The organism is Bradyrhizobium sp. CCGUVB4N, from assembly GCF_024199945.1.
GTDB lineage: Bacteria > Pseudomonadota > Alphaproteobacteria > Rhizobiales > Xanthobacteraceae > Bradyrhizobium.
Window position 1 is genome coordinate 2,155,437 of the sequence record NZ_JANADP010000001.1, and the last position, 13,299, is coordinate 2,168,735.

General features: G+C 58.5%; 12 protein-coding genes and 4 pseudogenes. 14 read left to right on the forward strand and 2 right to left on the reverse strand.

Features of this window, described 5'->3' with window-relative positions; all coding sequences use genetic code 11:
• The first annotated feature begins 142 nt into the window (after window positions 1–142).
• The 5 genes from NLM31_RS09665 to NLM31_RS09685 all read left to right on the forward strand — a co-directional run bounded on the left by NLM31_RS09665 (window position 143) and on the right by NLM31_RS09685 (window position 3,649).
• Complete coding sequence (locus tag NLM31_RS09665; RefSeq protein ID WP_254192115.1) at window positions 143–682, forward strand: GcrA family cell cycle regulator; 540 nt, start codon at window positions 143–145, stop codon at window positions 680–682.
• Between the two features lie 233 nt (window positions 683–915).
• Entirely contained in the window at window positions 916–1,194 is a 279-nt protein-coding gene (locus NLM31_RS09670; protein WP_254192116.1) for a hypothetical protein, read from the forward strand.
• A gap of 65 nt (window positions 1,195–1,259) precedes the next feature.
• Window positions 1,260–1,619 (forward strand): transposase, encoded by a 360-nt coding sequence (locus NLM31_RS09675; protein WP_254192117.1) that lies wholly within the window; start codon window positions 1,260–1,262, stop codon window positions 1,617–1,619.
• Complete coding sequence (gene tnpB, locus NLM31_RS09680; protein WP_254192118.1) at window positions 1,600–1,953, forward strand: IS66 family insertion sequence element accessory protein TnpB; 354 nt, start codon at window positions 1,600–1,602, stop codon at window positions 1,951–1,953. Before NLM31_RS09675 ends, tnpB begins: the two co-directional genes overlap by 20 nt.
• 124 nt (window positions 1,954–2,077) lie before the next feature.
• Complete coding sequence (locus NLM31_RS09685) at window positions 2,078–3,649, forward strand: IS66 family transposase (protein ID WP_254192119.1); 1,572 nt, start codon at window positions 2,078–2,080, stop codon at window positions 3,647–3,649.
• A 352-nt stretch (window positions 3,650–4,001) separates the two neighbouring features.
• On the opposite strand, the gene NLM31_RS09690 is transcribed toward NLM31_RS09685, so the two are convergent.
• Window positions 4,002–4,313 (reverse strand): hypothetical protein, encoded by a 312-nt coding sequence (locus NLM31_RS09690; protein ID WP_254192120.1) that lies wholly within the window; start codon window positions 4,311–4,313, stop codon window positions 4,002–4,004.
• Window positions 4,314–4,597: 284 nt separating this feature from the next.
• Here NLM31_RS09690 and NLM31_RS09695 point away from each other — a divergent pair, with 284 nt between their 5' ends.
• Both NLM31_RS09695 and NLM31_RS43205 read left to right on the forward strand, forming a co-directional pair.
• Window positions 4,598–5,185, forward strand: coding sequence for a transcriptional regulator (locus NLM31_RS09695; RefSeq protein WP_254128950.1), 588 nt, complete (start codon window positions 4,598–4,600; stop codon window positions 5,183–5,185).
• Window positions 5,186–5,348: 163 nt separating this feature from the next.
• Window positions 5,349–6,046, forward strand: a pseudogene (locus NLM31_RS43205) (nucleotidyl transferase AbiEii/AbiGii toxin family protein).
• Window positions 6,047–6,538: 492 nt separating this feature from the next.
• Here NLM31_RS43205 and NLM31_RS09705 read toward each other — a convergent pair.
• On the reverse strand, window positions 6,539–7,786 hold the full coding sequence (locus NLM31_RS09705; protein ID WP_254192121.1) for a sedoheptulose 7-phosphate cyclase: 1,248 nt from the start codon (window positions 7,784–7,786) through the stop codon (window positions 6,539–6,541).
• Window positions 7,787–8,759: 973 nt separating this feature from the next.
• Here NLM31_RS09705 and NLM31_RS09710 point away from each other — a divergent pair.
• The 7 genes and pseudogenes from NLM31_RS09710 to NLM31_RS09740 all read left to right on the forward strand — a co-directional run.
• Window positions 8,760–9,736: pseudogene (locus tag NLM31_RS09710) on the forward strand (IS3 family transposase); the annotation flags it as partial.
• A gap of 516 nt (window positions 9,737–10,252) precedes the next feature.
• On the forward strand, window positions 10,253–11,542 hold the full coding sequence (ltrA, locus tag NLM31_RS09715) for a group II intron reverse transcriptase/maturase (RefSeq protein WP_375167544.1): 1,290 nt from the start codon (window positions 10,253–10,255) through the stop codon (window positions 11,540–11,542).
• Window positions 11,543–11,605: 63 nt separating this feature from the next.
• A pseudogene (locus NLM31_RS09720) lies at window positions 11,606–11,758 on the forward strand (integrase core domain-containing protein); the annotation flags it as partial.
• A 144-nt stretch (window positions 11,759–11,902) separates the two neighbouring features.
• Window positions 11,903–12,195, forward strand: a pseudogene (locus NLM31_RS09725) (hypothetical protein); the annotation flags it as partial.
• Window positions 12,196–12,331: 136 nt separating this feature from the next.
• Complete coding sequence (locus NLM31_RS09730) at window positions 12,332–12,739, forward strand: cupin domain-containing protein (RefSeq protein ID WP_254192123.1); 408 nt, start codon at window positions 12,332–12,334, stop codon at window positions 12,737–12,739.
• A 187-nt stretch (window positions 12,740–12,926) separates the two neighbouring features.
• A complete protein-coding gene (locus NLM31_RS09735) occupies window positions 12,927–13,064 on the forward strand; it encodes a hypothetical protein (protein ID WP_254192124.1) in 138 nt (45 codons plus the stop codon).
• A 21-nt stretch (window positions 13,065–13,085) separates the two neighbouring features.
• Window positions 13,086–13,265, forward strand: a complete 180-nt coding sequence (locus NLM31_RS09740) for a hypothetical protein (RefSeq protein ID WP_254128955.1) — start codon at window positions 13,086–13,088, stop codon at window positions 13,263–13,265.
• The last annotated feature ends 34 nt before the right edge of the window (window positions 13,266–13,299 follow it).

Genomic DNA, 13,299 nt, shown 5'->3' on the forward strand with positions numbered 1-13,299 from the left:
AACCGCAATCAGTAGTGTGACGCGCTTGAAAGCTAAGCCGGTTGGCGCTACCGAGATGTAATGTTATAACATAACGCTGCATCTCGGTAACGCCATGGATCGTCATACCGCTCCGGTTGCTAGATGCGCAGGTGAGAACGGGATGTCAGTAGACGGTGCAGGATGGACAGACGAGCGTACTGAACGGCTGAAGTCTCTTTGGGCGGGAGGACTAAGCGCCAGTCAGATCGCTGCCGAGCTTGGCGGCGTCACGCGAAACGCCGTGATCGGGAAGGTTTACCGTCTCGGTCTTTCTGGCAGTGTGACAACCGAGACGAAACCGCGGGCCCCACTTTCACCCCGTCTCCAGCAATCATCACGGTTTGGTCCCATGGCCAGCGTTCGGCATCGCGGCAATCTGGCCTTGGTCTCGCCCGAGATCGACTATGTCGACGAGCAGGTAGAGGTCACATCAGAGATCGTGCCACTGGCCCGATATCTCACTCTGGCAGAGCTTGAGCCGAGTTCATGCCGCTGGCCCATCGGGGATCCGGCCTCGCCGGAGTTTCGGTTTTGCGGTGCGCCGGCGCTTCCGGGTGAAAGCTATTGCAGGGCGTGTGCGCGCAAGGCCTATCAAACAACGACCCCACGCTCATCCATCTCTGGACAGCGCTTCAACACGGGGCGTGGGTTCAGGCCATAAGTGGACGTTAGCCCGAGTTCGCGGATTCGCGTTGGAAAATCGCGATTCTGAGATTTTTTCGTGAGCTAAGCGATTGATCTGCAAGGAGTTGGATCGTCGTTTTCGACCGAAAACGGTTGTAGTGAAGACCTACCCGATTCCCAAGGGCGTGGCGTTGCGCGTAGATTCGCTGCGCCATATTCCTGCGACGCACCGAGCGAAAGAAGAACGGCAAGGCGCACCACTATTGGAACGTGGTGGAGAACAAGCGGCTCGATGACGGCCGTGTGGTGCAGCGGCATGTGCTGTATCTCGGCGAGATCAATTCCTCTCAGGCAGCGGCATGGCGCAAGGCGATCGAAGTGTTCGACGAGGACGCCGGCCGCGCACGGACACTGGCGTTGTTCCCGGAGGATCGCTGTGAAGCGGTGACCGGTGATGCTTCCGTCATTCAGCTTCGCCTGTCGGAGATACAGCTTCGTCGTCCGCGACAATGGGGTGAGCGCGGGGATGGGATGAGGTGTCCACCATGAGCGAGGTGGACACCATCGATGATCACTCCAGAAGAACCTTTGAGACTTGAGACGGTCGGCGTGTTGTGCTGTTGTGCAATGGCCGGCGTCGCTATGATCCGGCCAGCAAACAGCGACCGGTCGAGGCCTGTCTGCAGCCTGGCGTGTCGCTGGCGGGGCTGGCGTTGCAACACGGCGTGAACGCGAACCTGCTGCGCAAGTGGGTGGCCAAGCGACAACTTCAGAACGGGGATGACCAGCCGGAGGCGCGGGCGCCGATTGCGCCAGCTTTTATTCCGGTTTGCGCGACGGAGCGATCCTGTGCAGGGCGGCTGACGGCATCGATGCCCAACGGCGTGACGCTTTCGCTGGAAGGCGGCGACGCGCAGTTGCTGTCGGCGGTGATTGAAGCGCTGGGGCGTTGCGATGTTCCGACTGGCGTCTGATCTTCGGGTCTACCTTCACCGCGAACCGATTGACTTCCGGGCGGGCATCAACAGCCTGGCGATCGTGGTGGAGCAGTCGATGGGGCTGGATCCGTTCCAACGCGCGGTGTTCGCGTTCTGCAATCGTCGCCGCGACCGGATCAAGCTGCTGATTTATGATCGGTCAGGATTTTGGATGCTGCTGAAGCGGCTGGAGGCCGACAGATTCCACTGGCCCCGAAGTCAGGAGGCGGTGCTGTTGCTGACGATGGAGGAGCTGCACTGGCTGCTTGACGGCATCAACATCGCGGCGATGCGTCGTCATCCGGTGCGGCAATATCAGAGCGTGGGCTAAGCGAGTTCGATGCGGGCGGCGTCATCGGGCTTCGGCATGGCCGTTCTCAGATGACCCGCCGAAGACATGACGAAGACGTTGGAGCCCGGTTGACGCGGCGGCATGACTTCGATTCAAGACTACGATGAGTCGCAAGCCCACGACGCACGAGCTGGAAGCCTTGATCGCGGCGCACGCGGCCGAGATCGCGGCGCTGAAGGCCGAAAACGAGAAGCTTGCACAACGCGTGCTGCATTTTGAGGAGCAGTTGCGCCTGGAGCGCCTGCGCCGGTATGCGCCGAAGAGCGAAAAGCTCAAGGAGCGCATCTTCAACGAAGCCGAGCAGGCCGCCGCTGAAAGCCGGGAGGACGACGATGTCGAGGCGGTCGCCGTGCCGGACACGGGATTGCCGGAGGCTCCAAAGCCGGCGCCGAAGACACGCGGCCGCAAGCCGCTGCCTGACGATCTGCCGCGCCAACGCGTCGAACATGATCTGGGTGAGGATCAAAAGGACTGTCCGTGCTGCCATAATCGGATGCATCGGATGGGCGAGACCGTCACCGAGCAGTTGCACGTCGAGGTGAAGGCGTCGGTGCTACAACATGTGCGGTTCAAATATGCCTGCCGCCACTGCGAGCGCACCGCGCTGAACACCCCGATTGTGACCGCGCCGATGCCGGGTAGCGTCGCCACGCCATCGACGCTGGCGCTGGTGCTCGCCAACAAATACGTCGACGGCACGCCGCTGTACCGTGTGGCGGACGCGCTGGGGCGCGCCGACGTCAGCATCAGCCGCGGGACGCTGGGCAACTGGGTGATCCGGGCGAGCGAGTTGCATCTGCATCGGATCTATGACGCGCTACAGCAAAAGCTCAGGTCGCAGCCCCTGGTCCACGGCGACGAAACCTGGGTTCAGGTTCTTAAAGAGGACGGCCGTGATGCGCAGGCCAAATCCTTCATGTGGGCCTATCGCAGCGGCCAGGACTGCGCGCAGCCGGTCGTGCTGTTCGATTACCAGCCCGGTCGCGGCCAGGAACATCCTCAGGCCTTCCTGGCCGGCTATCGCGGCTTGTTGATGAGCGACGGCTATGACGCCTGGCGCACGCTGACAGGCGCGACCCATCTCGGCTGTATGGCGCATGCGCGCAGGAAATTTACCGATGCGCTCAAGGCCAGGACAAAGCCTGGCGGTCCGCCATTGCAGGCGCTCAGGTTCTTCGAGGCGTTGTATGAGGTCGAGAGGGTGGCGCGCCAGACGCCGCCCGACGGCGAAACGCGCGCCGCATACACCTTGCGGCTGCGCCAGCAGCATAGCCTGCCGGTATTGGCCGCCTTCCGGACCTGGCTCGACGACCAGGCGCCGAAGGTCCTACCCGAAAGCTTCACCGGCAAGGCGATCGCCTATGCGCGCAACCAATGGGATTATCTGACCCGTTACACCAGTGACGGTCTCGCCCCGATCGATAACAATGTTCTGGAGCGCGACATCAGGCCGTTTTGCACCGGACGAAAAAGTTGGCTGTTCAGCGACACCGTTGCCGGCGCCAAGGCAAGCGCCGTGACCTACAGTTTGGTGCTGACATGCCGGGCATGCGGCGTCGATCCCTATGCATGGCTACGTCACGCGCTCACCGAATTGCCCCAGCGCGCGCCAGACGCTGATATCGAAGACCTGTTGCCGTTCAACTGCATCGCTCAAAAAAACCTGGCCAGCTGACAACGACAGCGGCTGACGGTCGAACGCTCAGGATCAATCAAGCCGTTCCGATGATCCCGCTGGGGCCCGGCGTCACGCAACACCGCGGCCAGCCGCGCGCGCAGCCTGTGCAGCAAAATGCGCGCTTACAGCCATCGAGCTCCGTCTTGCTGTGGGCGAAAACGTTGTCGATCAGCTCACAGAAGATTAACCAAACTGCATTTCCCAGTTCCTGGACATCGGGTCGATTCCGGCAAGAACGCGTCAGGGCTTCTGTAAATCGGTCCGGAAGATCTTCATCGCGAGCGTCTTTATTTATCCGCGCGATCTCTACCAGTGCAGCATTGCTGCCTCGGCGCAAGTCTGCCATTGATTAGGAAGGCCGGTGCGGACGCACCTCGACATCTTGAGCGAGGTGATCGAAAAACCCCATGCGATTGAGATAGCCCATTGTGCCCGCTTCACCTTCCTCGAAATCGAGGCAGACACTTTTCGTCGCCGAGACGAGTTGGTTTGCGAGCGACAGCAGACGAACTGCCGAGTCGACCATAATCTTGCAGCGTTCGGGGAATTCAAAAGTGACGTGGTTGTTATTCGTGTTGTGAGGCCCGCACGATCGGCCTAACGCCGTCTCAAATTGTGATGCGTTGATCCAGTAACTTGGAAAGCGCACCACGCAATTCACGCGAAATCCTCACTGAGCGATTCGGGCGATCATTATATGTCTTGGTTGCGGATAGGGGTGGCTACAACGTTCGGCCGGTCCCAAGTTTGGGATCCGCCTGACCTAAAATGGCTCGCTCATGCACCCAATAAATAGTGAGTATCTTCAATAAGATGGACGCATCATTGATATATATCCTTGCGCATTATCTTGACAATCGCAAGGTTTTGTATCATATATGTTCCATGAGGAAGGAACCGCAACGCCAAGAGGATCGGGCGATCTCGCTTCTCCAAAAGCGGGGCATGATGCGGCTTTCCGAATTCCTCGAGGAAGGGATCACGGCCGCAACCATCTCCAGGATGGAGCAGAAGGACGCGGTCAACCAACTCAGTCGTGGTCTTTACCAGCTCCCTGACGCACCGCTGGATGGCAACCATTCACTCGCCGTCGCTGCTAAACTCATTCCAAATGGTGTCATCTGCTACGACTCCGCGCTCGCCTTCCATGAACTGACCGACCGTATTCCTCCCTACGTATGGATGGCGATCGGTCCCCGCGACTGGCGACCCAAGATTACGAGTCCTCGTATTCAGATCGCGCGTTTCGGCCTGAAAGAATTCGATAAGGGCGTCGAGCGTCACATGATCGAAGGCGTCTCGGTGCCGATCTACACGCCGGCGAAGACGATTGTTGATCTCTTCAAGAGCGGCCAACGTCAAAAGACTTTCTACAACGCGCCCACAGGCCTTGCGCATGCCACGCAAGCAATGAAAGACGCGCTCAAGCTACGCAAGGCGACACCGTCCGAAATTGCAAAGTATGCGGTCGAGGCCGGTATTTGGGAGAAAATCGTTCAGCCGCGCCTTGAGACGCTGACCATAAATGCGTAAGCCGTTGAAGAATGTCGGCGCTTCCGTCCGGGCCCGCCTGCTCACTCTCTCGAAAGAGCGCAACGAGCCGTTTGACCTCCTGCTCACGCAATATGCGCTTGAACGGCTGCTCTACCGGTTGAGCATCAGCAAGTACAAGGACAAGTTTGTCCTTAAAGGTGCGATGCTCCTACGCCATTGGCTCGATGATCCGCATCGGCCGACACGCGATCTCGACCTGCTCGGCTTCGGCGAAAGCGATCCGCAACTTACCCTCGGCTATTTTCGGGAAATTGTTCGGTTCAAGCCGACGACGGCGTCACTTTCGAAATCGACACGCTTGAGGTCGACGCGGTCCGCGATGACTCCGGCTACAGCGGACTACGCCTCAAATGCTATGCGACGATCGATTGTGCTCGGATACGGATCGTCATCGATATCGGCTATGGCGACGCGACCGAGCCTGGACTCAATGAAATCGAACTTCTGCCGTTGCTCGATCAACCGGCCCCCAAGCTTCGCGCCTATCCACCGGAGACGGTCATCGCCGAGAAATTCCAGGCGATGGTCCATCTTGGCCTCGCCAACACGCGTTTGAAGGACTTCTACGATATCTGGGTACTCTCCCGCACATACGAATTTAAAGATGACCGGCTCGCGCGTGCACTACGCGCGACTTTCGAGCGCAGAAAGACAGAGATTCCAACTGTGCGGCCAGATGCGCTCAGCGAGGCGTTCGCGAACGATCCGACCAAGATCCAGCAATGGACTGCCTCCATCCAGGACGTCGCAATCGATCCCGGCCCTCTAAATGGCGTCGTCGAGACGCTTGCCACTTTCCTGATCCCCCACGCGGAAAAGGCGCGAGACCTGAAAGCCTAGGAGCTGCTATGGTCAGCCGGACCAAAGCCGCCGGTATGGATGGTAAGCCCCTTACGACCGCTCTTCATCGATGGTGGCCCTGAGGTCTTGCCGGCTAGCGCGATGGTCATCGGCGAAGCGGATGGCCTCAGACATCCCACTTTTTCGGTGGGGGGATCCACCGAACCAGCGGCGGATTAGCGGTGACGCAACTCGTCGAATCGAAGGGCACCGTCGTGATGAACGACGGATACCTTCCGGCATCGCGACATCCGGACGAGCGCTCGTCTAATCCGTCTCCGGCAGCCTGACCGCACTATCGGGAAATACGCTCAATTTCAGAAGCAAATCGACCGGCCCAAACAGGTTTGACCTGGAGTTCACGGAGTGAGTGCAGTGGCGCATCGATCCACAAGCATCATGGGAGCGAGACGATGAAGGCTCTGATGAATCTGCCCTGCAAGTTCACTTGCAAGATCCGTCTAAGCCGCCAGGTCGACCACAGCCGTATCCTCAGAGGCGGAGCTCGCTTCGAGCATTTTCGTGCTGATTCCTGATTGCGTCGTCCACCGGCGCTCTCGCTGTGGTATGAGATGCCTTTTGTAGATACTCAATCGTTTCTCCAATGAGAGACATCGAGAGGCAATTGGTGTCCTTTACAAAAGTGTGCCGGCCAATCCCGGTGGGTACCACTAAGTTGAGTGCGCCATCTCTGTGTTTCTTCGTGGCGTCAAACGCGCCCTCGACCAGTGATTCGTCCAGTTTTGCATGATAGATTGGCAGCCCCGCGTTGGTGAGCAGGTGAACAATGCGCAGCGCCTCCCGCTCTGTCATCAACGACAATCGCGATGCCAGAATTGCGCTGAACGCAATGTCAATTGCGACGGCGAAACCGTGATGCAGTTGGTAACCTGTCGCTGCTTCCAATGGATGGCTCAAGGTGTGACCAAAGTCGACCGCGCGCTCCAATGTCGCCGTCTCGAAAGGGTTCGCGCTGAGCTGAGTAAGCATTCCCGAAATCGACCGCCTCAGAACGCTCTTTGCGACGGCCTCTGGCTCTTGAAATCGCGTTCGCGTCAGATCCGTGACCGTCGCCTCAACATCCTCGAACAACGCACTATCACAAACGCACGCAAGCTTCACGATCTCGGCGATGCCCTGGAGGATGCCATCTTCGCTGAGGGTTCTAAGGAACGTCGGAATGACAGCGACCGCTTTCGGCGGGTAAAAGCAACCGATGTAGCTCTTGAGGACGCCAAAGTTGACACCGCCCTTGAGTCCGATGCCCGCGTCCACCTGCCCGATTAGGGTGGTCGGAATCCGCACATGGGATATACCCCGACGCAGAAGAGACGCGGCGAGACCAACGATGTCGGAGCACACGCCGCCGCCGATCGAAACAAGAACACCGCGGCGATCGATATCCGCTTCTTGGGCCTGACGACAGACAGCCATGACGGCATCAATAGATTTTGTTGTTTCTGTGCATGCCAGCACGAACACGCGCGGCTCGACGTCTAGCACCGACCAACAAGCGCTGAGCTGTTGCGAATAAAGGCGATAAACGGTTGGCGTCATAACGACGAGGATACGATGGTCGTTCAGATGAGTCTTTATCCATCGCGTGAAGGAGGCTGAAGTGACATCCTCAAACAGGTCGACTCCAAAGCGGCAACAGCGGCTCGCTTCAAGCGATAGTTCAAGCGCCGGCGCAGCGACGTCGGGATGTTCAATCGGCGAAACGGCCGGCGAAGGTTTCATGTCGATCTCCTAGTAGTCCTCTAACTTGACGATTCTTTCGGTCAGTCGCCCGAGAAATGAGCATTGTCACCAAGGGTTCTCCGATGGAGGTGCGCTCCGACAGCTGTGAGCGAAGGTGCCTTGGACGCTCCTTGAGGTGGATGTGCCGCGTGATCCGGTGGGTGCCGTCGTTTGGACAATCGGCTGTGAATCTGACAAGTTCTCGCGTGCAACCGGAACGTTTCAGTGACCCCAGGGATTGAGTTCGCGCGGATTCCTTGCATGGCTTCGAATGCCGCCGCGAGCAGGTTGACACGATGTGAGTGTTTTCCAGCCTTGATGAAGGGCCTGGCACCAGCGCCAAGCACACTTCCTGGCGATTGTTTGTCGACACGCAGCATGGAGAGATGGAATGGAGAGAAGGTATCAGCTATCACTGTCGGACCTATTGTCGGACAGCAGCCGGACGCCGCCCGACGGCCCCACAGCGTGCATGGTACAACAACAGGAGATCGCAGATGTTGGAGATCATTGATGCCGATCTCCAAGTCGCGTAAAATAAAGTCCGTCCAATCAGGCCGCTCCTCAACGACACGCAGGCGCAACCGAACCTTTTGGATCGGCGGCTGGAGCTACGCTCTGCGACAGAACGACCAAGCGCTACGTCGTGCATAAATCCTGCTTCAGTTAATCAGCTCTCGAGAGCTTCAGCACCTGCCAGTTTTGGTAGGCGGAGCCCCCAAAGCGGCAAGCGAACCCGATCGTGATGGCCGGGCGCCATGGAAAGTTACCCCCCGTGGAGGCACCGACCGATGGAACGCCGGCGAGTTGCTCGCCGACGCGCTCAACGGCAGGGTCGCGCAGATCTTCGACACTATCAAGGATGAGCGAGCGGCGCGTGCTCAAAGAGCTGGCTCCGCAAATTCGGACAGTAGCTTGAGTGGATTTTCTGCCTGACAGCGGCGAGGATTCTCGCCGCGAATCAGGAGCGAAGATGACGAAGAGGAGTCGCCGGACGCATTCTCCGGCATTCAAGGCGAAGGTGGCTTTGGCGGCCGTGAAGGGGGAGAAGACGTTGGCCGAACTGGCGCAACTGTTTGATGTCCATCCGAACCAGATCACGACCTGGAAGAACCAGCTCCTGGAAGGCGCCGCCGGCGTGTTTGGGCAGGACAAGGGACCGGCCGAGGCGCCGGTCGATTTGAAGGCGTTGCATGCCAAAATCGGCGAGTTGGCGTTGGAGAACGATTTTTTGTCCGGCGCGCTCACCAAGGCGGGCCTGCTGAGCGCAAAGCGATGATCGACCGCGACCATGATCTGCCTGTCGTGCGCCAGGCAAAGGTCCTGAACCTTGCCCGCAGCACGGTCTACTATGAGCCTCGGCCGGTTTCGGCCGAGGACCTTGCCTTGATGCGCCGGCTCGATGAGTTGCACCTCGATTATCCCTTCGCAGGGGCGCGCATGCTGCGATCGCTGTTGCGGCGTGAGGGCGTGCAGATTGGCCGCCGCCACGTCGCGACGCTGATGAAGCGCATGGGGATCGAGGCGATCTATCGCCGTCCGAACACCAGCAAGCCGGCACCGGGCCACAAGATCTACCCGTACCTGTTGCGCGGATTGAAGATCGAACGGGCCGACCAGGCGTGGTCGATGGACATCACCTACATTCCGATGCGGCGTGGCTTCGTCTACCTCGCGGCGGTCGTTGATGTGTTCAGCCGACGGGTCCTGGCCCATCGCGTATCGATCACGATGGAGGCAGCCTTCTGCGTCGAAGCGCTCCAGGAGGCGTTGACGAAGCACGGCAGGCCCGAGATCTTCAACACGGATCAGGGCAGCCAGTTCACGAGCGTCGACTTCACCAGCGTGCTGATGGACGCCAAGATCGCTATCAGCATGGATGGCAAGGGCGCCTGGCGTGACAACGTGTTCGTCGAGCGGCTCTGGCGCACGATCAAATACGAGGAAGTCGTGTGCTGTGAACGTCACTGTTCGAAATATGAACGGTGGCGATGCTTTATCGGAGATGAGGGTAGGCCCCTCGAAGTCGGCTTGCAGGAGCAGGCTTCAAACCGCCACGAGCTGCATTGGTCAAGAGCCATTGTGGTGAACGTCGATGGAAAAGGCGGAGCAAGACTCCGTCAGGTGAGGTTCAAGGAGACGAACGGAAGTAAACCGCTGATGACGTGTCGAAACGTATCAAACGACGTCGAAACCGGGACCCAGACTTCTGTCCCGCGAATAAAGATTGAGGGGAGCCTGTCTACTGCTCAATCGGCGTCCGGCATGGAGGCGGCGTGACCTTGATCCAGGCTTTGGTAAGGAACTCAGGAACCTGTCGTCCCGATGCCAAGGGAGAAGCTCAAGCGGATGGACTCCGCGAGGGCGAGAGTACCGATGCGGGACACAGGGGCGGAGTCGCTCGTAGTAGGGATGAAGGCTCTGTAACGGAGCTGGACCGAAGGGGTGACGTCGCCCGGCTTTATTATGTTGGCAACCCGCAAGGGGAGGACCAGCGTGGATAAAGCAAGACCGTTTAATATTTCCAAGCGCGAAGTATGGTTGGCTTATAAGCGAGTGAGGGAAAACCGCGGGGCGGTTGGCGTCGACGATCAAACGATCGCGGAGTTCGAGAAGGATTTGAGTAACAACCTTTATCGGCTCTGGAATCGAATGTCGTCGGGCAGCTACATGCCGCCACCGGTTCGTCGAGTTGACATACCGAAAGGGGACGGACGGGGAACGAGATCGTTAGGTATCCCGACCGTTTCTGACAGAATCGCCCAAATGGTAGTCAAGCGATATCTTGAGCCCGTCCTGGAACCAGTGTTCCACGATGACTCCTTTGGATATCGTCCCGGTCGGTCGGCGCATGATGCGTTGGCTGCGGCACGGCAGAGATGCTGGCGCTTTGACTGGGTGCTCGATCTCGACATCAAAGGCTTCTTCGACAACATCGATTGGGAGTTATTGATGCGAGCGGTGCGTCGTCATACCGACTGCGCATGGGTGCTGCTCTACATCGAAAGATGGCTGAAGGCACCCGTGAGCATGCCGGATGGCGCGCTGGTCAGCCGAGAGAAAGGGACCCCGCAAGGGGCAGTCGTCAGCCCAATCTTGGCAAACCTTTTCCTGCACTATGCGTTCGATCGTTGGATGAAGGAAAATAATCCAGACATTCCGTTCGAGCGCTACGCGGATGATGCCATCTGTCACTGTCGCAGTGAGGCGCAAGCGCTTTCATTGCGGCAAGCGCTGGAAGCGCGGCTTGCGGCGTGTAAGTTGGAATTGCATCCGCAAAAGACGAAGATTGTGTACTGCAAAGACTCGAACCGACCGAACGGTTATCCGGAGCAACGCTTCGATTTTCTGGGCTTTACGTTTCGACCCCGACAATCGATGAATCGCGCTGGAAAGCTGTTCGTCAGTTTCTCTCCTGCGGTCAGCGACAAAGCGGCCAAGGCGATGCGCGAAGACGTGCGTCGCTGGAAGCTGCATCATCGCAACGATCTCGACTTGGAGAAAATCGCCCAATGGGCACGGCCAATTCTTGTTGGCTGGGTCAACTATTACGGGCGTTTTCATCGTTCGGCGCTTCGCAGGGCACTGCGCACGGTAGATCCATTTATCGTGCGGTGGGCACAGCGGAAATACAAAAGACTTCGAGGACACGCAAAGCGAGCGTGGGGCTGGTTGCGCGGGGTTAAATCCCGCCAGCCAAACCTGTTCGCCCATTGGTTCAACGGGTCTCCGGTTGGGGCGATAGGAGCCGGATGAGTCGAGAGGCTCACGTCCGGTTCTCGGAGGGCGTGGGGGTGGGATTCCCCCGCGCTACTCAACTATCTGCGCGCCTACGACAGCGTGTCCGAGGCGCGAGCGTCGATTTCCAAATATCTGGCGTTCTACAATCAGGGACGCCCGCACTCGAGCCTTGACGAACGCACGCCCGACGAGGCTTACTTCGGCGTGCAAGCGATGGTGATGGCCGCATGATCGTCGCCCGCGATTTTGTCGTCGCTCTGGTCGGGCTACGCCCTCCCGACGCAACGACAAAATCGCAAAGCCCCGCAGTCAGTGTAAACCGGCAGGAATCCACTTAATTTCCGCGGGGCGCTGTCCAAACAACCGGGGCCAGCTCTCAATGTCGTTGACACCGAGGCCGCGAAAGCAAAGCTGCAAAAAGATCAAGGACGCCTTCCAGCGCTGGATCTGGTCCGATCCGGATCGCACCGATCGCCTGGCCAGGGTCTATAACGATCGCTTCAACAACATCGCGCCAAGAGCCTTCGACGGCTCCCACCTGAAGTTTCCGGGGGGCCTCTGGTGCCTTTGTTCTTTATGGGGACCAGAAGCGCGTCATCTGGCGCATTGTCTCGGCCGGATCGACATATCTCGCCCGTGTGGTCGGAGCCGGCAAGACCATGACGATGAAATAATCCCGAACTCGATGACCGTAACACGCCTCCGAGGGTTGCGGTCACTTCAAAACCAAATTGCCGTCACGGCGACGATTTTGCCCTCGGCTTGACATCCCGGTACATAGCTACTCAATACAAAGACAAAGCGATGCGGTTTGAGAAGGTCGTCATGCCTGCCCCTGATCGTTTCCCAAAGACATTTGATCGCTGCAATTTGTTCGAACTGCCTCTCGAGCGAGAATGCGCCCACTGCGGGGAAGGGGATGTGTTTGCCCGTCGCATTGCTGCACCGTGTAATTTTGCAGGCTCGTGCAATTTTATTGATTACGCAGAAGTCCCTCCCGGCTCGTCCATTGGACGGCATCGGCATGGGCCGGATGAGGAGGAGTTCTATCTCGTTCTTGACGGGCAAGGTGAAATGTGGAGAGACGGCGATGTCTTTCCTGTCTGCGCTGGCGATCTGATCCGCAATAGCCCAGGCGGAGCGCACGGTCTGAGGAACGTTGGTTCAAAAACCATCCGTCTGTTTGTGTTCGAGCTGTCGGTAGCGCCATGATCTCGCAAGAAGATCGAACGGCGCTTGTGGCCGACGCGCAGGAGTGGATTTATGCCTTTTGGCGCTCGCGCGGACATAAAGGCTGAAGTACGCCATGACAAGCTTGGCTTCCAGGTGAAATGGGCATCAACAATACGTTGACGAATCGTCAAGTGGAATGGATTGTTGGCGAGCCAGTGATCCCAACATGCATCTCATGTGGATCGTCAGCACAGATCTCGACTATGCCGTCATCGGCTATGCCACGGAATGCATGACCGAGCTTGAGCGGACTGAGATGATACAAGGGACCCGCGAGCGACTGCTGACCATCGATCATGATTGATATGAGACCGAGATCGACCTCATGAGTGCCTGGTACCGCCAAATCTCGAAACTGCAGCCGTATGCCGCCCTGGCCGCTTCCAGCGCGGTGAAAGCGAATGGAGAGCCATTATGGCCGTTCGATCCGGAGCGCGCAATGTACGCCGTCATCAAATACCGCATCGATTTCGTCCGGGGACTTTCGACGCATTTTCTGGCCTGAAATCGCCATTGCGGAGGGGCCGCGGCCTTGGACT